Source organism: Kitasatospora sp. NPDC015121 (assembly GCF_055562955.1).
This window is the reverse complement of the sequence record NZ_JBVHEH010000010.1, coordinates 236,303-256,847: the sequence shown is the minus strand read 5'-3', so window position 1 is coordinate 256,847 and position 20,545 is coordinate 236,303. Positions and strand designations below refer to the sequence as shown.

The window sequence follows — 20,545 nt, the reverse complement described above, 5'->3', positions numbered from 1 at the left end:
GGACGGCCGGACTCAGCGACAGCAGGCGGAGCCGACGAACCCGAAGTCGACGGCACGGCGGCTGGTCAGCAGCGGCGCCGACGCGGGGGACAGACGCGGGCAGGCGAACACCGCGGCCGCACACCGGCCGCCGATCACCGCACACACGTTCCCGGACATGCCCCGAGTCTGCTGGATCGCCCGCGCCCCCGTCCACCGCCGACTTGTGATCGGAACCGAACGCCGACGCTTATCGGTCACCCGGCCGCCCGGTGTCCGGCGGGCCGTCACCGACCCGGCGCCCGAACCCGCCTGACGTCCCGTTACCCAATCTTGATCACCCGGGGCGCGACCGGCCGCCCCACCCGCGACGTGTCTTCCCCACGTCGACGAAAACTTTCCATCCGGGGGACCACATGACCGAGGGGCTCGACTTCGACGAGTTCGCGGCCAGCCGGGCACGCCGCCTGTTCCACCTGGCGTACCTGATGTGCGGGGACTGGCACCAGGCGCAGGACCTCGTGCAGACGGCACTGTCCAAGCTCTACCCCGTCTGGGGCCGGCTGCGCCGGGGGGACGGCGAGGCCGGCCTCGACGCGTACGCCCGCAAGGTCCTGCTGCGCTGCTACCTCTCCCACCGGCGGCTGCGGCGCTCCAGCGAACTCGCCGTCGACGAGTTCCCCGAGGAGCCGACGATCGGCGCGCACGAGGGCAGCGCCGCCGCCCTCCGGCTCACCCTGATCGGCGCGCTGCGCCAACTCCCGCCCCGCAACCGGGCCGCCGTGGTGCTCCGCTACCTGGAGGACTACAGCCTGGAGGAGACCGCCGAGGCGATGGGCATCACCGTCAGCGCGGTCAAGAGCCTCAACTCCCGCTCGATGGCCCGGCTGCGTGCCATCCTCGGCCCCGACCGGGCCCTGCTGCTCCAGGACTGACCCGCCACCCCGACCCGCCCGCCCCCGCCACTTCCCACCCCGCCCCCCGTCACCCACCTGCCCGCACGGAAGGCCGCCGACCTTGGACCCGGACCTGGACCTTGAACTCTCCACCCTGATGGAGACGAGCGTCAGGGACCTGAGCGTGCCCGTCGCGGTGATCGTCGCCGAGAGCAGCCGCCGCGGCCGCCGCCGACAGACCGCCCGGCGGCTGCGGATCGCCGGAACGACGCTCGCCGTCGCCGCTGTCGCCCTGGCCGGCGCGAACATCGGCCTGCCGCTGCTCGACGCCGCCCCGGACAGCGGCGCCGGCGTCGCCCCGGCCGCCCACCTGACCGGCGCCGCCGACCCGCTGCCCTCCGCCCCCCCGTCCGTCGACCAGCCCCCACAGCCGCCCGGGCAGACGCCGTCCGTCCCGCCGTCCCCCTCCTCGACCACCGCCGCCCCCCCGTCCTCCTCGCCCGGAGGGCCGTTCACCCCCGGGCCGCTCCCCTCCCGCTCCGTCGACGCGGACGGCCGGGTGCGCTGGCAGCCACTGTCCGCCCCCACCGCCCCGGTCTACAGGGGGGTGAAGGCCCCGCCGGCGAAGGGCATCGTCTTCGAGTTCCGCGACGCGACGGTGCTCGGCAACCTGCGGGCGATGCTGCCGGAACTGGAGGACAACCTCACACCGAGCCAGGGCCACCGGGCCGACCGGGCCCCCGGCGGCTCCACCGTCTTCCTGAAGTACCAGGACCAGGCCGGCCCGGTCAGCCTCGAACTGACCCTCCGCCACGCCGACATCCCCTTCCCGGACGACGGCCTCTCGCCGCGCCCCGACCAGGTCCCCTTCCACTGCGGCCTCGACAGCGGCCTCGGCGGCAACCACCAGACCGCCTGCTTCGCCGGCTACCGCGACACCGGCACCTGGGAGATGGTCGAGATGGACGACTCCCAGGCCACCGGCCTCTACAGCTACCGCGTGGTGATCTGGCGGGTCGACGGCACCATCCTCGACTTCACCCAGTACTGCGGCACCCTCGACTCCCTCGGAGAGGTCCCCGGCGTCCCCCCGGGCGCCCGCGACAAGCCGCCCCTCGACCTCACCACCTGGCGCGGCATCGCCGAGAGCCCGCTCTGGGACGCCTACGTCCTGCCCGTCAAGGGCTGACCGGTGACAGGCGGTTCCGCTCCGTCCCCCCGACCTGCGAGAGTGCCGACATGGACGTGAACGACGCGAACACGAACGACGCGGTCATCCGCCGGGCCGGACCCGAGGACGCGCCCGCGCTGGCGGCCCTGCGCCGACGGTTCAAGATCGAGGACGGCGGGGACGGAGCCCCGCAGGACGAAGCGGAGTTCGTCGCCGCGTGCACGCGGTGGCTGCGCTCCCGGCTGGCCGGGCCCTGGCGCGCCTGGGTCGCGGAGGTGGACGGCCGGATCTGCGGCCACGTGTTCCTGTGCCTGGTGGACAAGGTCCCGAGCCCCTACCCGGACCCCGACGCCCTCGGCTACCTGACCAACTTCTACGTCACCCCCGAGCGGCGCGACCGCGGCCTGGGCCGGTCCCTGCTGGACGAGGCGACCGGCTACGCGCGCGCCCACGGCCTCGACACCCTGGTGGTCTGGCCGTCCGAACGCAGCGCACCGCTCTACCGGCGCCACGGCTTCGACACCCCGGACGAACTCCTCGAACACCCCCTCACCCCCGGCTGAACACCCCACCGCCCACCGCGCCCGCGCCGCCGCCCTCCGCGAAGCGGCCTGCGGCGTGACGCCGTAGCGCCGGCGGGGCGGGGGCGGGGGCGGGGTGGGGTCAGAGTTCCGCGTCGAGGTCGTTCCGGTCGGCGGTCCGTAGGGTCAGGGGGACGGTCGACGGGCCGACGGTGCAGGTGAGTTCGACCGGGGGGTGGGTGGCCGGGCGGGGGTGGGCGACCAGCCAGGCGTAGGCGGCGGAGGCGGCGGCGGCCGGGTCGACCCGGTCCAGGCGGCCGTTCGCGCGGTGCGGGGCGAGGTCGAGGGCGAAGGCGCCGTGCCGGCGGTGGACGAGCAGGCAGCGTTCGGGGGAGAGGAGCGCGGCGGCGACCCGGCAGGACGGCAGTTCGTCCAGGACGTGCGCCGCCCAGCCCGCCGCCGACCAGCCGGTGCCGGGCCGCTGCCACAGGACGGCGGAGCCGCGCTGTTCGGCGAGTCCGGCCGCGCCGTGCCGGGCGGCCAGGTGGTGCACCGGCAGGTCGGTGGCGACCGGGTAGCGGGCGATCCGCACCCGCCGCCCGTCCACCTCGGCCCGGACCGCGAGCGCCGCGGCGCCGGACGCGACGGCGCCGGACGCGGCGGGCCGCGGGTCGGGCAGCAGTTCGGGCGTCAACGGGGTGCGCGGCGGGGTCAGGCCGATCAGCCGGTACAGCTCGGCGCGCAGCAGCGGCAGCGCCTCGTCCGGGCGGGCGAAGGCGTCGACGGCGAACCGGGCCGGGTCCGGGACGGTGGCGCGGGCGTCGCGCAGCAGGGCGGGCAGGTCGGCGGTGCGGGTGAAGCGCGGGGCGCGGTCCAGCAGCCGGGCCATCGGCGTAGCGGGGAGGAGTTCCGTCCCGCCGCCGTAGCCGTCCAGGACCAGGGTGCGGCCGAGCGCCGCCGCGTACAGCGCGGTCGAGCCGTGGTCGGTGAGCACCGCGTCGGCGGCGACCAGCACGGACGCCCACTCCTGGTGGGCGGAGGGCAGCAGCAGTCCGGCGCGCAGCGCGGGGCGGAGCTGTTCGGCGAGGTCGAGCGCGCCCCGGCTGCTGACCTCGTTGGGGTGCACCACCAGTGCCACCCGGTACTCGTCCACCGGCAGCCCGAGCACCAGTTCCAGCGGCAGGTCGGGGCGGCGCGCCAGCAGGCTCTCCGGGCCGTGGGTGGTCAGCACCGCGAGCAGGGTCCGCCCGTCGGCGCCGAGCGCGGCCCGGTACGTCTCGCGGCGGCCGGTGGACTGCCGCATCCGGTCCAGCGTCGGGTCGCCCACCACGACGGCGCGGGCGGCGGCCGGCGGGCAGAACTCGGTGAGCCGGACCAGCTGCTCCTGGTGCCCGAGGCCGTGCAGGTCGGCCCACGGCTCGCCGTCGGCGAGCAGGAACGCCGGATCGAGGCCGGACGGCAGAGCGGGCGAACCCTCGTCCCCGAACGCCTTGTTGAACCCGGCGCCGTGCGGCAGCAGCGCCCGGTTGCGGGCGGACAGGCTGGTCAGCGCGCCCTTCGGGCTGGTGGACAGCACCAGGTCGAACGTCCGGCCGCGCGCCTCGTCGAAGTCCACCACCCGGGCGCCCGACCGGTCCAGCGCGGCCAGCGCGTCCGCCTCGAACCGGGAGCCGGGCACCACGGTGAACCACCGGTCGATCCGCGGGTCGCCCTCGAACACCGGCAGCACGTCCAGCAACCGGTGCAGTGCCACCGCCGACCGGAACGCCAACAGCACGGCGCACCGCTCGATCCGTCCGGCCCCGGGCATGCCCCGATGCTATCCGCGTCCCGCCCTGCCCCGCCCCGGGGACTGACCCGCGGTCAGCCCCCGGAGCCCCCCGGAGGCCCCGGGCACGGGACGGGCCGACGCGGCGTCAGCCGCCGGTGAGCTGGACGGCCGCCTCCACGCCGGAGGCGATCGCGCCGGCGATCCAGGCGTGGTAGCGCGGCTGGCAGTGGTCGCCGGCGAAGAACAGGCGGCCGTCGACCGGGGCGGGGACGTGCGGGCCGAGGCTGAGCAGCTGGCCCGGGGTCTCGATGACGGCTTCGCCGAGGGCCCAGCGGTTGCGCAGCCAGGACTGCGAGACGTGCCGGTCGGTGGCGTAGCGGCGGATCCGCTCGCCGAACAGGCCGGCCAGGTGGTCCAGGGCCTCGGTGTGCCGGTCGGCGGGGGTGAGGGAGTCGAAGCGCAGCGCGTCCTCGGCCCAGTTGTAGGCGGCGAGGACGATGCCGCCGGGGGCGCCGTCGTCGCCCGGGTGGGAGGGGAAGTAGACGAAGCGGCTGGCCTCGTCGGAGACGCAGCCGCCGCCGACGGCCGGGACGGCGTCGCCGTGCGGAGCGGGCCGGTAGTCGGCGCCGAGCTTCGCCCGCCAGGTGGACTCGTCCCACTCCCACCAGCGTTCGGTGAACTCGACCAGCACCTTGTGCGCGGTGTCGTGCTTGACCTCGGCGATCGCCCGGCGCTTGCCGTACGGGAGGAGCGGCGCGAAGTCGACGTGCCGCAGCGCCGCGTACGGCACGGCCAGCACCACCGCGTCGGCCCGGTACTCGCAGCGGTCGCCGCCGATCGCGCCCGCGCAGGCCTCGTCCTCGGGGCCGGTCTCGGGCTCGGCGACCACGGTCACCCCGCCGTCGTCGAACCGGACCCGGGTGACGACCCGGCCGCGTTCGATCGGCAGGTCCTCGGCGAGGGCCTCGGTGAGCGCGTCGGTGCCCGCGCTGAACTCGAAGTAGGTGACCGCCGGGTTGATGTCGGACGCGTCGAAGACCGAGTGCAGGAAGCCGTAGGAGAGCCGGCTGGTCAGGTTCTCCAGCGTCCCGACGGCCTGCACCTGGGCGTCGCTCCAGCCCTCGCTCTCCTGGAGGTAGCGCAGCAGCGAGTAGCCGTCCAGGTCGTACAGCAGCCGGGCCATGCCGATGACGCGCTGGTCGATCGGCTTGTCGCTCCAGGTGCCGTCGCCGTTCCGCACCATGGTGTAGGCGCGGGCGGTGTCCAGGGCGCGGTCGAAGGCCTGGGCGGCGGTCTGGCCGCTGTCCCAGCCGAAGCTCTTGTTGACCGGGCGCGGGTCGGCGGCGTACGCGGCCTTGCTGACGGTCTGCCCGTTGACGTGCACCAGCCGGCCGCCGAGGCCCTTCGGGGCGGTGTACGCGGGGGCGTCGCCGGTGGCGAACTCCTCGCCGGTCCACGACCGGTAGACCACCCGGGCGTCGCCGGAGGACAGGTCCGGGCTGGGCGGGACGTCCACCAGGTGGAACGGGCGGCGCGGCACCTTCAGGTGGTCGGCCAGCGCGAGGGTCAGCACGTGGCTGGACGGGATCCGCATCGCGCCCGCCTCGGCGTGCAGCCGGGGGTCCTGCCACAGGTCGCCGCGGAAGGTCTTCACCCGGCCGCCGACCCGGCTCCGGTTGGCCTCCAGCACCCGCACCCGGTGCCCGGCGGCGAGCAGCAGCCGGGCGCACACCATGCCCGCCACGCCCGCGCCCACCACCAGCACCTCGCGCGCCGCGCCCGGACGCAGCCGCTGACGGCCGGTCAGCAGCTTCAGGTAGTCCAGGGTCAGGTCGCGGTGGTCGGCGTCGGTGAGCAGGATCCGGCGCGCCATGGTCAGCGCGGCCTCCTGTCGGGCCGGGTCGGGCGGGGGCGGGGCCGCCGCGCCGGCGGCCCGGGAGAGGCCGGCCCCGGGGCCGGCCAGGGCGGCGGCGGTCACCGCACCGCCGGAGGCAAGGAAGAGTCCGCGTCGAGAGATCACCCGCCAACCCTGGGCAGCCACCGGCCCCCCGACGCGCTGGCTCGCCCACGAACCGAACCCCGTCACCCCCAGGGGGGCGCTCGAAGCACGCCCCGGCGCGCCTCCCGCGTCCGCACCCTGGCCCTGGCCCTGGCCCTGACCCGCACCCTGGCCCGCACCGCCGGGTCACCCGGCGGTGACCTCCTCCAGGTCGGCGAGCAGTTCGGACGCGACGACCGGGTCCAGGTCGCCGTAGCGCAGCGGGTAGTCGCCGCGGGGGTGGTGGTCACCGGGGGAGGAGTCCAGCCAGACCGTTTCGAAGGTCTGGTCGGGGAACTCGTCGAGCATGCCCACCGCGATGCCCTCGTCGAGCTGGACGACCAGGTGGCAGCCGTCCGCGAGCCGCTTGGAGAACCAGCGCTCCACCCCGGCGTCCTGGGGGGCGCCGCGCTCCCAGCCGCGCTTGGTCAGGCCGAGCAGCCGGCCGACCGGGACGGTGGCCCCCTCGAAGCGGTGCAGCCGGTTGGCGGCGGCCTCCTCGGGGGTCAGGCGGTGGACGGGGCGGCCGAGTTGCGGGAACGGCTGGAGGATCTCGTAGTCGGCGAACAGCTCCGACCAGGCCGCCACCGCCGCCTCGCCCAGCAGCAGCGGATGGGCCAGCCGGACGACCGCGTCGGCCGGCAGCTCGAAGGGCCGGTCGTCGCGGTCGGCGAGGGTGCGGTCCTCGGCGACCCGGAACGCGACGGCGCCCTCCGCCTGCCAGACCAGTCGCCGGGCCAGGTGCCAGACCAGCGGGTGCTCGACGAACAGCGCGGTGAACTCCTCGGCGCTCCAGGCGCGTTGGGCGACCATCGCGGCTTCGAGGCGACGGAGCTGGTCGGCGGCGACGGTGCGGACGTCCTTCTTCAGGGCGGTGTAGCGCTTGCGCTCGGCGGGGGCGAGGGCCTGGTCGTCGCGGGCGCCGACGGCGGGCAGGTCCTTGCGGCGCTTGCCGTCGGCGTCCAGCACGTACGGGCGGAGCTGCTCGTCGAAGCCGACGGTGAACGTCCGCGTCCCGTAGTCGACGACGGTGGTGCCGTCCGGGTCCAGGCCGAAGTCGGGCACCAGGCGGTCGCCCAACTGCTCGGCACTCAGGCCGAGGCCCTCGGCGACCTCGGTGATCTTCTCCTGGGCGCGGGCCTTCAGGGCCTTGAACTTCACCCGCTGCGCGATGCCGTGCAGGTGCAGCAGGGCCAGGTCGGTGCCGATCGCGGCCAGGACGTCCAGCCCATCCACGGCGCGCTGGTGGGCGCCCTGGCCGGGCCAGTCGCGCACGACCGGGGTCAGTCGGCGCACCGTCCCGTCGTCGCCGAGGACGCCGAGCGCGTGCAGGGCCCAGCTCTCCCGGGCGGGCATCCCGGCCTGCCGCCACTGTTCGAACAGGGCCCAGCCGAACTCGGCCAGCGCATCGGCCCGGCAGGCCCCGGCCACCACCGCCAGCCCGGGGTAGGGCGCTCCGGGCCTGGACAGCGCCAGCATGGTCAGCACGTGCCCCGCCGCCGCCTCCGGCAGCGCCGCACCGGAACCGTCGCCCAGCAGCACCTGCGGCAGCACCCCGGGCCGGGCCCAGACGGGCAGGACCGGCAGCCGGGTCGGCAGGGCGGTCTCCAGCGGGTCGGCGGCCAGCACCTCGGCGACGGCCTCCGCCGCCGGGGCGCCGTAGCGGTCGGCCACGGCGGCCGACAGGGCCGCCTCGCCGCCCGCGTCGGCGGCCACCAGCCGCAGGGCGTGCTCGGCGGCCTCCCGCTCCCGCCCGGCCGGGCCGACCGCGTCCGGGACGAGCAGCAGCGCGCCCGCCACACCGTGCCGGGCGAACCACGAACGGGCCGTCGCGTGCACGGACTTGAGCCGGAGCAGACCGTCGGCCAGCAGCCGGGCCGCGTCCGCGTCCAGGAACGGCAGCAGCAGCGGAGCGAGGGCGCCGGGCTTGGACCGCGCGGCGTGCAGCGCCATCGGCAGCGCCGCCGGGCCGTACTTGGCGACGACCGGCGGCAGGAGCTCCGAGCCGCCCCACAGGTCGTTCGGACGCCAGTCGGCGAGGGCCGGGGCGAGCGCGTCGACGGGACCCTGGAACAGCAGCCGGGTCGCGTACCAGAGGCTCCCGGACCCGCTCAGCACCTTCTCCGCCTGGGCGGCCCAGTCGGTGTCCGCCGGGTACCGGTACCCGGAGAAGTCGGCCCGGGCCCAGCGCTCCCGCTCGCCGGGCCGCCAGACCAACTCCCCGCCCCCGCCCGGCCCGTCCGGCCGCAGGCCCTCGACCACCCGCGGCGTCCGGCGGGTGCGCGGGCGGGTCCACGGCGGCGCGACCAGCAGCGGCGGCAGCGCCTCCGGCGCGGCCTCGGGGACCCGGGCGCGGGCCGTCCCCAGCTCGGCGAGCAGCGCGGCCGCCGAGGTGCCCAGCAGGGGCAGGACCAGCGGCAGGGCCCGCGGCAGCAGCTCCGGGTGCGCCGAAAGGTGCAGGGCGAGCAGCTGCCGGGCCGCCGCCGGGTCCGGGCCGCCCCGCGCCTCGCCGTCCCGGCCGTCCGGTGCCGCCGCCTCCGCCAGCAGCCGGACGGCCCGGACCGGGTACCGCCGGGCGGCCTCCAGCAGCGCCGGGCGGACGTGCTTGTCGCCCGCCCGGGCCAGCAGCACCCGGAACGCCCCGTCGGTCGGGAAGTGCACCAGCGCGGCGGCGAGGCCCTTGGCCCCGTCCGTCCCGCGCGCCGTCGCCAGCCAGTCGCCGACCAGCGGGGCGGCGGCCGTGCCGACGCCGTCGACGACGGTCGCGATCAGCTGCACCGGCACCTTGCGCCAGAGCCCCAGGAAGGCGTCACGGAGCGGTTCCACCTGGGCCGGGTCGTCCAGCGCGTGCAGCAGTTGCAGCTGCAGGTGCGACCGGTCGTCGCCGTAGCCGGGCAGGTCCGCCAGGCACTCGTCCAGCCAGCCGGGCACCCCCGGGGCCAGGTACGAGGCGAGCGCCCGGCGCCGGGGCGTGGTCCGCCGCTCGGCGAGGGCGGCGAGGGCCTCCCGGAACTCCGGCTCCGGCGCAGTGGCGAGCAGGGTACGCAGCCGGTCCTCGGCCGGGAGCCGCTGGTCCCCGTAACGCCGCGGGAAGACGGTCCGCGGGCGCAGCGCGACGTCCGAGACGTCGCGCCCGGCCTGCAGGTAGTGGACCTCCACCGCGTCCTTCTCCAGCAGCGCCCGCACCGCGAAGGGGAGGCCGTGCCGGAACGTCCAGGCGTCGACGAACAGCGCGTGCTCCGCGTCGTCGGCCTGCCAGGTGGCCGGCGCCATGGCCGCCACCACGGCGGCACCCACCGCGTCCGGCGCCCCGGCCAGGTAGTCGCGGGCGGCCCGCACCAGCTCCGGGTCGGAGGCGGGGGCGTCCAGCACCCGGGCGATCCACTCCGACCGGCCGTCGATCCGCTGCCGCTCCCGCTCCACCGCCTCCGCCCCGGGCCGCACCACCTCCGGCACCCGGCCGCCGCGCCGGGGCAGCGCCGCCTTCCGCCAGGCGGCGGGCAGCACGAACGCCTCCTCGTCCGGCAGCCCGTCCGCCGCGACCTCCTCGGCAGCGACAGCCGCCACAGCCGCGGCCGGGACGGCCGTCCTGACCGGCCCGGCCGCGATGGCCGCGGCGGCGGTGACCTCGGAGTACCCCTTGCGCTCCTTCTCCGCGACCTGCTTGGCGAAGTGCGCCGCCGCCGCGTCCGCCGAGGGCAGTTCCTTCAGCTGCTCGCGCCCCTCGGTGCCGATCCGCCCGTAGCGCACCCGCACCGAGGAGGCTTCGACGGCCGCCTCCCAGAACTTCGCTGAACCGTCCCCGACGAGCTCCCAGCGCCGCACAGCCCACTCCTCCACGCCCTGACGGTCCGATGATCGACCGATCGACACCGGAACCCTAGCGACGAGCCCCGACACCCCGGTCGCCCGACGTCAGCCACCCGAACGCTCACCCGGCTCCCCGCCCGGCTCCCACGCGGGGCGCTCCGGGGGCGAGGCGTCCGGACGCGGCAGCCAGCCGATCAGCCCGGCCAGCGCACCGCCCAGCACGGCGAACCCGATCGCCGTCCAGCAGGCACCCGTCCAGGAGCGCGAGGCGCCCCGCAGGAACGCGTCGAGCATCGACGCGCAGGAGACCAGGATCCCCACCGCCAGGATCGCCACGGTGTTCCAGGCCCCCGGCGACGCGTACGGCGAACGCTGCCACAGCAGGGCCGGCAGCGGCATCAACAGCGCCGACCCCAGCCAGAACAGCCACGGCCTCCCGTCCCCGCCGAGGAACACCGACGCGGCCACCAGCCAGCCGAACGGCACGGCCTGCCGCAGCACCAGCATCCACCGCAGGTCCGCCGGGTCGCCGGGCTGCGGACCCGCGCGCAGCCGGCGCGCGTTCAGCCCGCTGAAGAGCGCCGCCAGGCCCGCGACGAAGGACGCCAGCAGGCAGGAGAGGAGCAGCCCGATCCCGCTCTCCGACGGCTCGCGCTCCTCCACCGGGGGCAGCTCCACCTGCTGCCACCGGCCGTCCACGGAACGCACCTGCAACCGCTGCCCGGACGGGTAGAGCACCACCACCGTGTGCCCGCCGGGCACGGGCGCCAGCACCAGCGCACCAGGCCGCGGCTGCGGGGCGGCGGTGCCGGTGCCGGTGACGCGAGTGCTCACGGCGACGTCCGGTTCGGCGCTCGGGCCGGCGGCCGGGTCCGCGGCGGTCGGCGTCTCCCCGGGCAGCGGCGGCCGCCGCTCCTGCGGCTCCCGCCACTGCTGCATGCCGGGCGGGAGGTACTCCGCCTGCCAGCCGCTCCCGCCGTCCCGGCTGACCTCGACCGGCAGCCCGTCGCCGCGCAGCCGGAAGCACACCTGCGGGTCCTCGGGCAGGCAGCGGCCGTCCGCCGCGAGCGGGGCGGGGGCGGGGGAGGCCGTCGGCTCGCCGCTGCCCCGGCCGCTCGCGGTGTCGAGGTGCCAGCTCAGGCCGCCGTCCTCGGTGGTCCACCGGCGGCCGTTGTCCAGCACCGGCCTCCCGTCCTGGCTCCACAGGCGCGGCGGCCGCTCGAACGGCGCCGAGGTCGCGGCCATCGCGGCGACCGCGAGCGGGACGGTGACCAGGGCGAGGGTCCGCCGCCAGGGCCGGGGGCGGGCGCCGCGCCGCCACAGCCACCAGGACAGCGCCAGCACCGGCAGCGCCAGCAGGTCGGTGCGGTCGGCGACCATGCGGCTGGGAACACCGGTCAGCAACGACCAGGCGCGGGAGGCGAGTTCGGCGCCGGCCGCGGAGGACTTGGCGGCGGCGAAGGTCACCGCCGTCAGCGCCACGCCCAGCAGCGCCGCCGCCCGCCCGCGCAGGCGGGGCACGGCCGAGGCCGCCAGTGCCAGCACCGGCGGGACGACCAGCATCCAGGCCGCGTCGCTGAGCTTGCCGGTCACCGGTCCGGGCCAGGCCCGCTTGCCCACCCGGTCGTTGAAGGCCAGCACCGCCACCGCCAGCAGCGTCCCCGGGTGCCCCACCCAGCGCAGCGCCCGGCCCCCGCCCGTTCCCCGGGCCGTCCCCCCGTGCGTCCTCATGGTGGCGAGTGTGAAGAACCCGTGTCACGTCACGGACACGGGCTCGTCTCACTCTCGCCGGGCCGGCCGGGCCCCGGTCAGACCCGCAGCTCCAGGACCTGGCCGGGCCAGGGGCGGCCCGCCTGGTCGACCGTGAAGGTCTCGGTGGGGGTGAAGCCGAGGCGCTCGTACTGGCCCACCAGGCGGCGGTCGTCGCCCGCGTAGCAGTCCACCCGCAGCAGGGGGTGGCCCCGGCGCCGGGTCTCCTCGACCGCGTCGGCGACCAGCGCTGCGCCGACGCCGGAGCCGGAGTGCTCACGGGAGGTGACCAGCAGACGCAGGTACAGCTCCGGTGCGCCGGCCGGGGGAACGTACCCGGGGACGAGCTCGGAGAGCACGCAGGCGCCGAGCAGGGTGCCGTCCGCACTCTCGGCGAGCCGGGGCAGGAAGCCCTCGGTGAAGTAGGTGCGCACGTGCTCGACCCGCCCGGGGACGGAGCTGTACGGCTGGTCGCCCCACTGACCGGTGCGGCCGAGCGAGACGAGCCAGGCCACGGCCTCGTCGAGCAGGCGGAGGACTCCGGGGACGTCGTCGGCGGTGCCGGTGCGGATCTTCATGGCCACGGTCTACCAGGTGGCCGGGGCCGGGACGAGTGCTTTTCGCGGCGGCACTGCCCGCCGGTGCGGCGGCCGCGCGGGTCGGGCGGTGAGGGCCGCCCCCCGACGCTCGGAGACCCGGCCGTCCTTCGCCGGAAAACGAAAAAACGGGCCAGGATCTCTCCTGGCCCGTCTCTCCCGGATCCGCCTGAGCGAACCACTGGTGTCCGAGGGGGGACTTGAACCCCCACGCCCGATAAAGGGCACTAGCACCTCAAGCTAGCGCGTCTGCCATTCCGCCACCCGGACCGGGTGTCGTCCGCGCGGTGCGTTCCCCGCGCTGACGTGGACAACAGTAGCAAAGATCGTCCGGCAGACCCAAAACCGGGGGTCGCGGGGAGGGCGGGGCTTCGAAAGCGGGGGAGCGGGGGCGGTGGCGAGGAGTGTCGGGGGGATATGCCCTTGGGGCCGGACGGGTGCTGCGGGAGGATGGCGGGACGGTGCCCGCGGCCCCCGGCCGGGGTCGGGGCGGCGCGGGCCGCAGCCGCGTCGGGGCGGGCAGAGACGAGGTGGGAGTGGTGAGCGTGGGCAGCGAGCGCGTGGTGACGGCGGAGACCGAGGTGGCGGAGATCTGCCGGGACCTGATCCGGATCGACACCAGCAACTACGGTGACGGCTCGGGTCCGGGGGAGCGGAAGGCGGCCGAGTACGTGGCCGAGCAGCTCGCCGAGTTCGGCCTGGAGCCGCAGATCTTCGAGTCGGCCAAGGGCCGGGCGTCCACGGTGGTCCGGATCGAGGGCGAGGACCGGTCCCGGCCCGGCCTGCTGATCCACGGGCACACCGACGTGGTGCCGGCCAACGCCGACGACTGGACGGTGCACCCCTTCTCCGGCGAGATCACCGACGGCTGCGTGTGGGGCCGCGGCGCCGTCGACATGAAGGACATGGACGCGATGACCCTCGCGGTGGTCCGCGACCGGCTGCGCACCGGCCGCAAGCCCCCGCGCGACCTGGTGCTGGCCTTCCTCGCGGACGAGGAGGCCGGCGGCACGTACGGCGCCCGGTTCCTGGTGGACCGGCACCCCGAGCTGTTCGAGGGCGTCACCGAGGCGATCGGCGAGGTCGGCGGCTTCTCCTTCACCGTCAACGACCAGGCCCGGCTGTACCTGGTGGAGACGGCGGAGAAGGGCATGCACTGGATGCGCCTGACTGTCGAGGGCCGGGCCGGGCACGGCTCGATGGAGAACGACGACAACGCGATCACCGAGCTGTGCGAGGCGGTGGCCCGGCTCGGCCGGCACCAGTTCCCGCTGCGGATCACCAAGACCGTCCGCGCCTTCCTGGACGAGCTCTCGGACGCGCTGGGCGTGCGCCTCGACCCGGAGGACATGGACGAGACGCTGCGGGTGCTCGGCGGCATCGCCAAGATGATCGGCACCACCCTGCGCAACACCGCCCAGCCGACCATGCTCGGCGCCGGCTACAAGGTCAACGTGATCCCCGGCCAGGCCACCGCGCACGTGGACGGCCGCTTCCTGCCCGGCTACGAGGAGGAGTTCCTGGCCGAGCTGGACAGCGTCCTCGGCCCGCGCGTCAAGCGCGAGAGCCTGCACCACGACAAGGCGATCGAGACCAGCTTCGACGGCGCCCTGGTCGAGGCCATGCAGACCGCGCTGCGCGCCGAGGACCCGATCGCCCGGGCCGTCCCCTACTGCCTGTCCGGCGGCACCGACGCCAAGTCCTTCCAGGACCTGGGCATCCGCTGCTTCGGCTTCGCGCCGCTGCAGCTCCCGCCGGACCTGGACTTCGCCGGGATGTTCCACGGCGTGGACGAGCGGGTGCCGGTGGACGGCCTGAAGTTCGGCGTACGGGTGCTGGACCGGTTCATCGACCTGGCCTGAACCCGGAGGAGGCGCGCGGTTAATCGGTCCAGCATCAGAGCTTTCCAGCATCCGAAATGGCGATCACCTGTTCGCTTGATCACTTCAACGGGTGAATGCGGTTCCGGTCCCGTTTCCCGGTCGCGGCGGCTTCGTTCTTCCGTCTGCAGCCCGGGGGAACGGGCTGGAAACGACCAGGAGGAACAGTTCAGATGAAGGCCAAGAAGATCGCCGCCGTCGTCGCCGCCACCGGTGGCCTGGTGCTCGCGGGCGCCGGCGCCGCCTCGGCGCACGGCGGCGCGCACGCGGACGGTTCCGCGGTCGGCTCCCCGGGCGTGCTCTCCGGCAACCTGATCCAGGTCCCGGTGCACGTCCCGGTGAACGTCTGCGGCAACACGATCAGCGTGATCGGCCTGCTCAACCCCGCGTTCGGCAACGCCTGCCAGAACGTCTGAGCCGACCCCGCCGCTCGGCGGCGGGCCGCGTGACCCCGAGCTTCCGCCCCCGTGCGACCACTGTGTCGCACGGGGGCGGAAGTATTTCCGGGCGCGTTTCCGGACGCGTTTCCGAGCGCTTTTCCGGAAGCGTGTCGGACGCGCGTCCGGGGCCGGAGCCGGATGGACCTCCCCGGTCGGGTGAAGGGCGCGGTTCCCGCGGGGCGGCGAGTCTCACCCGATCGGATGAACTGACTGCAGACGGCCCAACCTTCACCGTCAGGGGTCGTTGAAGTAGTGCCGCCGCCGTTTCGGCAGGCAATTCCGACTATCCGACCGATGTCCGGTTCCGGGCGAGTGAGAAATCAAGGGGAGTCAATGCGACAGGGCGCCAGGAAAGGCCTCCTCACGGCCATGGCCACCGGCAGCGTGCTGGCCTCGACCGCGGGCTACGCCCACGCGGCCGCCGACGCGCACGGCGTGGCGGCCGACTCGCCCGGCGTGGCCTCCGGGAACGCGGTGCAGGTGCCCGTGGAGCTCCCCGTGAACGCCTGCGGCAACACGATCAACGTGATCGGCCTGCTCAACCCGGCGTACGGCAACGACTGCTCCAACGTCGGCACCGTCCGGCACGCCCCCACCACCGGCACCCACACCGGCGGCACCCACACCGGCGACGACCGCAGCGGCGGCGGCCACACCGGCGACGACCGCAGCGGCGGCGGCCACGGCGGCACCTGGTCGGGCTCCGCCGCGAGCGGGACGGCGAGCGGCTCGCCCGGCGTCGTCTCGGGCAACAACGTCCAGCTGCCGGTCACCGCGCCGGTCGACGCCTGCGGCAACTCGGCCGACGTGGTCGGCCTCGGCAACCCGGCCTTCGGCAACGACTGCGCGAACACCGCCACCGAGCACCACCACCCGGCCACCCCGCCGACCACCCAGCACCCCGGCGACGACTGCCCGCCCGAGCCGACCGGCGGCGACCACGGCACCACCACGCCCGGCACTCCGGGCACCGACCGCACCGGCGGCCTCAACGGCGACCGGCCCGCCACCCCCGTGATCAGGGTCGACACCCCGGCCGCCCCCCAGGTGCAGGCGCGGGCCGCCGCCCCGGTCGTCGAGCAGGCCCAGCTGGCCTCGACCGGCGCCTCGGGCCTGGAGGTGATCGCTCCGGCCGGCTTCGCGCTGCTGCTCGGCGGCGGCGTCCTCTACCGCCGCTCGCGCGCCCTGGCCCGCCGCTGACCCACCCCCGCACGCGCGCGCCCGGGCACCCCGCCGCCGTACCGGACGGCGGTGGGGTGCCCGGGCGCGGGTGCGTGGCGGCTCGGGCGCCGGTCGCGCTACCAGGTGGAACGGACCTGCCGGATGATCCGCCGCTTCAGCCGGACCGTGCGGCTGCCGTCGGGGAACAGCCGGAGCCGGTCCAGCTCCCAGTTCCCGTACTCGGCGTGCTCGGTGAGGAGCTGGCGCGCGGCGTTCCGGGTGGTGCCGCGGGGCAGTCGAAGCGACTGGTACTCGTACTCCGGGAGCCGGACCGTTTTGGTAGGGATCAAGGCGTCTCCTCCGCTGCTGTGCTGCCTGCAAGCCTACGGCGCGTCGCCGACGGGCCGCCGGTTCGGGTGCGCCCCGCCCGCGCGGACGGTCCGAGCCTCGCCCCGGCCGGAGCTGATCGTCAATCAGTTTTCCCGCACCCGGAGGGATACCCGTCCCGAGCCGCGCCGACGCGCGCCCCGGAGGCCGCCCCGGGCCCGCGGCGGATCGGGAAACGGCGTGCGGCGCCGGGAACAGAAGCACGCGGAACGGACATCCGGGGTGAACTTGCCCGGTTTTAGCGGCTGTAGGTGACAACCACTGTGCGTGTCGTCGCCAGGTGGGGATAGCGTCTGCACCATGTCTGATGCCGCGCAGCTGACCATCACCGAGGTACGGGCCGCCGCAGAGGCGGTCAAGGCCGCCATCGACCGCCACCTGCAGGCCGTCTCCAGCTCCACCGAACCCGGCGATCCGGTCGTCGTCCACGCCTACGAGGAGCTCGCGGCGGCGGCCATCGCCTACGACCAGATCCTGTACGAGGTCTACGACGAGGTCACCCCCTTCGAGATCCCCGGCGACGACGCCGGGTCCGGCTACCAGGGCCCCGAGCACCCCGAGGCGATCAGCGTGCTGATCCGCCGCGACTACCTGATCGCCGACCCGAAGCGGCTGCGCGCCCAGGCCGAGCGGGTCGACGAGTCGCTCGCGCCCGCCGAGGGCGCCGAGGGCGAGGTGACGGCCGCGATCGGCGTGCTGTTCGGCGAGTACGAGCCGGACGAGATCGCCGCCCGCGCCGAGGAGTTCGGCCTGGAGGAGGGCGACTCCACGCTCTGGGTCTCGGCCACCGAACCGGCCGACCCCGGCGAGTGGCTGCCCGAGCCGTTCGACGGCGCCGACCCGGAGCTGCTGATCTGCCGCTTCGACGTCAGCGAGGTCTACGACGACGAGCTCGACGAGCTCTGAGCCGCCCGCCCGCCCAGGACGGGTGGACGGACGGATGGACGGACGGTCGGACGGGGCCCGTCCGACCGGTGATCGCCGACGCGACCGGGACCGGACCGAGCCGCGACCCCGCGGCCCGGTCCGGCCCCCGCGCGTCCGGGGGGCCGGCGAACGGCCATGGAGGCGGTGGGACGGGTGCGGTTCCGACTTCTCGGAGCGCTGGAGGTCAGTCGGGACGGCACGCCCTTCGACGTGCCCCGCCCGCGGCTGCGGGCCGCCCTCGCCTACCTGCTGCTGAACGCCGACCGGCCGGTCCCCGCCGAGCGCCTGGTCGACGCGCTCTGGGGCGAGCACCCGCCGCGGACCGCCCGCAACCAGGTGCACACCGTCGTCTCCGGCCTCCGGCGGGCCCTGCCGCCGGAGGCCGCCGGGCTGCTCCGCTCCGACCCGGCCGGCTATCGGCTCGCCGTCGACCCGGACAGCGTCGACGTCGAGCGGTTCGCCCGCGCCGTCACCGCCGCCCGGGCCGCGACCGCCGACGGCCGCCCCGACGAGGCCGCCCGCCGGCTGCGCGGCGCCCTCGACCTGTGGCGCGGCGAGGCCCTGGCCGGCATCGACGCCCCGTTCGCCGGACCGGTCCGCACCCGGCTCGCCGAGGAGCGGTTCGCCGCCCTCGAACTGCTCGCCGACACCGAGCTGGAGGCCGGCCGCCACCACGGCCTCGTCCCCGAACTGACCGCCCTGCTGCGCGAGTTCCCCGACCGTGAGGGCATCGCCGCCCGCCTGGCCACCGCCCTGCACCGCAGCGGCCGCCCGGCCGACGCGCTCACCGTGCTGCGCGAGACCCGGGCGCTGCTGGCCGACGAGTACGGCCTCGACCCCGGCCGCGCCCTGCGGGACGCCGAGGCCGCCGTCCTGCGCGGCGACCCGCCCGCCCCGGCCGGGCCCGGTCCCACCGCCCCCGGGCCCGGTCCCACCGCCCCCGGTCCCGGTCCCGCCGCCTCCGGGGCCGAACCCGCCGCGTCCGCCGGTCCCGCCGCGTCCGGGCCGCCCCCGTACCCCTGCCCGGCCCAGCTCCCGCAGGCCCCGCACGGCTTCGTCGGCCGCCGGGCCGAGCTGGACCGGCTGACCCGTCTGGCCGCCCCGCACGCCACCGCCCCGCACGCGACCGCCCCGGACGGCGGCGGTCCGCGGCTCGCGGTGGTGGCCGGGCCGGCCGGGGTCGGGAAGACCGCGTTCGCGGTCCGCTGGGCGCACTCGGCCGCCGCCGGGTTCCCGGACGGGCAGCTCTTCGTCGACCTGCACGGCTACGACGAGAACGAGCGCGAGACGGCCCCCCGGGTGCTGGAGCGCTTCCTGCTGGCGCTCGGCGTGCCCGGGCACCGGATCCCGGAGGACCCGGTGCTGCGCGAGGACCTGTACCGCTCGACCGTCGCGGGACGCCGCCTGCTGGTGGTGCTCGACAACGCGCAGGACTACGAGCAGGTCCGCCCGCTGCTGCCCGGCGCGCCCGGCTGCTTCACCGTGGTCACCAGCCGGGGCCGGCTGGGCCGGCTGGTGGTGCAGACCGGCGCGGTGCCGCTGCGGCTGGGCGTGCTGCCCCGGGACGAGGCGGTCGAGGTGCTGGCCCGGCTGGCCGGCCCGGACCTGGTCCGGGCCGCACCCGGGGCCGCCGCCGAACTCGCCGACCTGTGCGGCGGCCTGCCGCTGGCGCTGCGGATCTCGGCGGTCCGGCTGATCGAGGAGCCGGAGCTGCCGATCGGCGAGCTGGCCGGCGAACTCGCCCCCGAGCAGGACCGGTTGGCCGGCCTCGGCCTGTTCGGCGACGACCTGACCGTCTCCGGGGCGCTCTCGCACAGCTACCGCCGCCTCACCGCCGAGCAGGCCCGGCTGTTCCGCCTGTTCAGCCTGCACCCCGGCGCCGTCGTCCCGGCAGGGGCCGCCGCCACCCTGCTGGAGCCCCCGGGCACCCCGTTGAGCACCGGCACGCCCGCGCCCGCCCGCCGCCTGCTGCGCTCCCTGGAGGACGTCCACCTGCTGGAGCGGCCCGCCGACGACCCGGGCCGCTACGGCATGCACGACCTGGTCCGGCTGTACGGCCGCCAGCTCGCCGCCGCCGTCGGCACCGACTGCAGCACCCCCGAGGGCGCGGAGGCCGCCGCCGCCCTGGACCGCCTCGCCGAGTGGTACATCGCGCACGCCGACGCCGCCCACCGGCTGCTCGACCCGAAGCGGCTGCGCCCGCCGGTCGAACTGGAACTGGCCTGGCGCGGCCCCGAGCCGTTCGCCGACGCCGACGAGGCCCAGCAGTGGTTCGTCCAGGAGTCCGACAACCTGCTGGCGTTGACCAGGCTGGGCGTCGCCTACCGGCGGCACCGGTCGGTCTGGCAGCTGGCCGTCCTGCACTTCCCCCACCTGATGCGCGGCCACCGGCTGGGCCTGCTGGCCGAGGTGCAGCGGTTCGGCGAGGAGGCGGCGCTGGCGATCGGCCACCGCCCGGCCGCCGCCGCGCTGGCCAACAACCTGGGCATCGCCTACGCGATCCGCCGCGACCGGGCCGCCGCCGGGCACCTGGAACGGGCGATCGCCGGCTACGAGGCGCTCGGCGAGCCCGGCGGCGCCGCCCGGGCCCGGCTCAACCTGGGCAACATGCACTACGAGTTCCGCGAACTGGAGCGGGCCGCGCACTACCAGGAGGGTGCGGTCGGCGCCGCCCGCGCCACCGGCGACGACGCGCTGCTCTACCAGTCCCTGCAGAACCTCGCCCTGGTCCGCAACGAGCAGGGCCGGCACGCGGACGCCCGGGACCTGCTGGTCGAGGCGCTGGCCGTCAGCGAGCGGACCGGCACCGAGCTCGCCGTCGCCGACACCCGGGAGAAGCTCGCCTGGGTCCTGCAGCGCCTCGGCGAGTACCAGCGGGCGTACGAGCTCAGCGAGGGCTCGCTCGCCGTCGCCCGCCGCTTCGGCGACCTGCTGATGGTCGGCCGGGCCGTCGACCAGATGGGCACGGCCCGGATCTCCCAGGGCCGGGCCGCTGAGGGCCGGGAACTGTGGGAGGAAGCGGTCCGGGTCTTCACCGGGATCGGCAGCGTGGAGGCCGAGACCGTGCGCCGCCGGCTCGCCGAACGCTTCCCCTGACCCGCGCCGACCGGGCGCGTTCCCATTCCGGATTCCGGGAATCCCCGCCGGAATCCGTTCCACCCCGGTTCGACGACGATCCGACGCCGATCCGACAGCGTCCCCGCCACGGCCGCGGACGGT

At 76.0% G+C, this 20,545-nt stretch carries 15 protein-coding genes and 1 tRNA gene; 8 read left to right on the top strand and 8 right to left on the bottom strand.

The features are described from left to right. Positions 1-12: 12 nt before the first annotated feature. Positions 13-159 carry a hypothetical protein gene (locus ACZ3J7_RS17285; protein ID WP_465621543.1) on the bottom strand — a complete coding sequence of 49 codons (147 nt, stop codon included), beginning with the start codon at positions 157-159 and terminating at the stop codon, positions 13-15. A gap of 236 nt (positions 160-395) precedes the next feature. Between ACZ3J7_RS17285 and ACZ3J7_RS17280 the strand changes: the two genes are divergently transcribed. The 3 genes from ACZ3J7_RS17280 to ACZ3J7_RS17270 all read left to right on the top strand — a co-directional run bounded on the left by ACZ3J7_RS17280 (position 396) and on the right by ACZ3J7_RS17270 (position 2,609). Then, the gene (locus ACZ3J7_RS17280) at positions 396-914 is read left to right on the top strand and encodes a SigE family RNA polymerase sigma factor (protein ID WP_465621541.1); all 519 of its coding nucleotides are present in this window, start codon (positions 396-398) and stop codon (positions 912-914) included. Between the two features lie 82 nt (positions 915-996). Continuing rightward, positions 997-2,064: a hypothetical protein gene (locus tag ACZ3J7_RS17275; protein WP_465621539.1), complete on the top strand. Its 1,068-nt coding sequence runs from the start codon at positions 997-999 to the stop codon at positions 2,062-2,064. Between the two features lie 50 nt (positions 2,065-2,114). Then, positions 2,115-2,609, top strand: a complete 495-nt coding sequence (locus ACZ3J7_RS17270; protein ID WP_465621537.1) for a GNAT family N-acetyltransferase — start codon at positions 2,115-2,117, stop codon at positions 2,607-2,609. A 100-nt stretch (positions 2,610-2,709) separates the two neighbouring features. On the opposite strand, the gene ACZ3J7_RS17265 is transcribed toward ACZ3J7_RS17270, so the two are convergent. From ACZ3J7_RS17265 to ACZ3J7_RS17240, 6 genes are all read right to left on the bottom strand, one after another. Further along, on the bottom strand, positions 2,710-4,377 hold the full coding sequence (locus ACZ3J7_RS17265) for a translation initiation factor 2 (protein WP_465621536.1): 1,668 nt from the start codon (positions 4,375-4,377) through the stop codon (positions 2,710-2,712). A gap of 106 nt (positions 4,378-4,483) precedes the next feature. Then, a complete protein-coding gene (locus ACZ3J7_RS17260) occupies positions 4,484-6,358 on the bottom strand; it encodes a flavin monoamine oxidase family protein (RefSeq protein WP_465621535.1) in 1,875 nt (624 codons plus the stop codon). A gap of 165 nt (positions 6,359-6,523) precedes the next feature. Next, complete coding sequence (locus ACZ3J7_RS17255) at positions 6,524-10,216, bottom strand: DUF4132 domain-containing protein (protein WP_465621533.1); 3,693 nt, start codon at positions 10,214-10,216, stop codon at positions 6,524-6,526. A 75-nt stretch (positions 10,217-10,291) separates the two neighbouring features. Then, entirely contained in the window at positions 10,292-11,917 is a 1,626-nt protein-coding gene (locus tag ACZ3J7_RS17250; RefSeq protein ID WP_465621531.1) for a hypothetical protein, read from the bottom strand. Between the two features lie 77 nt (positions 11,918-11,994). After that, complete coding sequence (locus ACZ3J7_RS17245) at positions 11,995-12,513, bottom strand: GNAT family N-acetyltransferase (protein ID WP_465621529.1); 519 nt, start codon at positions 12,511-12,513, stop codon at positions 11,995-11,997. Between the two features lie 200 nt (positions 12,514-12,713). Next, positions 12,714-12,801 (bottom strand) — tRNA-Leu (locus ACZ3J7_RS17240). Between the two features lie 275 nt (positions 12,802-13,076). Here ACZ3J7_RS17240 and ACZ3J7_RS17235 point away from each other — a divergent pair. The 3 genes from ACZ3J7_RS17235 (at position 13,077) to ACZ3J7_RS17225 (ending at position 16,051) form a co-directional block, all read left to right on the top strand. Next, positions 13,077-14,393: a M20/M25/M40 family metallo-hydrolase gene (locus ACZ3J7_RS17235; RefSeq protein ID WP_014139673.1), complete on the top strand. Its 1,317-nt coding sequence runs from the start codon at positions 13,077-13,079 to the stop codon at positions 14,391-14,393. A 191-nt stretch (positions 14,394-14,584) separates the two neighbouring features. Then, positions 14,585-14,827, top strand: coding sequence for a chaplin (locus ACZ3J7_RS17230; RefSeq protein ID WP_465621528.1), 243 nt, complete (start codon positions 14,585-14,587; stop codon positions 14,825-14,827). A 393-nt stretch (positions 14,828-15,220) separates the two neighbouring features. After that, on the top strand, positions 15,221-16,051 hold the full coding sequence (locus ACZ3J7_RS17225) for a chaplin family protein (protein ID WP_465621526.1): 831 nt from the start codon (positions 15,221-15,223) through the stop codon (positions 16,049-16,051). Between the two features lie 98 nt (positions 16,052-16,149). Here the strand turns inward: ACZ3J7_RS17225 and ACZ3J7_RS17220 are convergent, their stop codons facing one another. Then, entirely contained in the window at positions 16,150-16,359 is a 210-nt protein-coding gene (locus ACZ3J7_RS17220) for a DUF5703 family protein (RefSeq protein WP_033258625.1), read from the bottom strand. A gap of 340 nt (positions 16,360-16,699) precedes the next feature. On the opposite strand from ACZ3J7_RS17220, the gene ACZ3J7_RS17215 reads away from it, so the two are divergent. Both ACZ3J7_RS17215 and ACZ3J7_RS17210 read left to right on the top strand, forming a co-directional pair. Continuing rightward, the gene (locus tag ACZ3J7_RS17215; protein WP_465621524.1) at positions 16,700-17,305 is read left to right on the top strand and encodes a hypothetical protein; all 606 of its coding nucleotides are present in this window, start codon (positions 16,700-16,702) and stop codon (positions 17,303-17,305) included. Positions 17,306-17,479: 174 nt separating this feature from the next. Next, a complete protein-coding gene (locus ACZ3J7_RS17210) occupies positions 17,480-20,422 on the top strand; it encodes an AfsR/SARP family transcriptional regulator (RefSeq protein ID WP_465621523.1) in 2,943 nt (980 codons plus the stop codon). Positions 20,423-20,545: the final 123 nt, after the last annotated feature.

Excerpts from the sequence above, each read along its gene's own strand:
- ACZ3J7_RS17285 (WP_465621543.1), bottom strand. The coding sequence starts at position 159 with ATGTCCGGGAACGTGTGTGCGGTGATCGGCGGCCGGTGTGCGGCCGCG.
- ACZ3J7_RS17280 (WP_465621541.1), top strand. The coding sequence starts at position 396 with ATGACCGAGGGGCTCGACTTCGACGAGTTCGCGGCCAGCCGGGCACGC.
- ACZ3J7_RS17270 (WP_465621537.1), top strand. The coding sequence starts at position 2,115 with ATGGACGTGAACGACGCGAACACGAACGACGCGGTCATCCGCCGGGCC.
- ACZ3J7_RS17265 (WP_465621536.1), bottom strand. The coding sequence starts at position 4,377 with ATGCCCGGGGCCGGACGGATCGAGCGGTGCGCCGTGCTGTTGGCGTTC.
- ACZ3J7_RS17250 (WP_465621531.1), bottom strand. The coding sequence starts at position 11,917 with ATGAGGACGCACGGGGGGACGGCCCGGGGAACGGGCGGGGGCCGGGCG.
- ACZ3J7_RS17245 (WP_465621529.1), bottom strand. The coding sequence starts at position 12,513 with ATGAAGATCCGCACCGGCACCGCCGACGACGTCCCCGGAGTCCTCCGC.
- ACZ3J7_RS17230 (WP_465621528.1), top strand. The coding sequence starts at position 14,585 with ATGAAGGCCAAGAAGATCGCCGCCGTCGTCGCCGCCACCGGTGGCCTG.
- ACZ3J7_RS17225 (WP_465621526.1), top strand. The coding sequence starts at position 15,221 with ATGGCCACCGGCAGCGTGCTGGCCTCGACCGCGGGCTACGCCCACGCG.
- ACZ3J7_RS17215 (WP_465621524.1), top strand. The coding sequence starts at position 16,700 with ATGTCTGATGCCGCGCAGCTGACCATCACCGAGGTACGGGCCGCCGCA.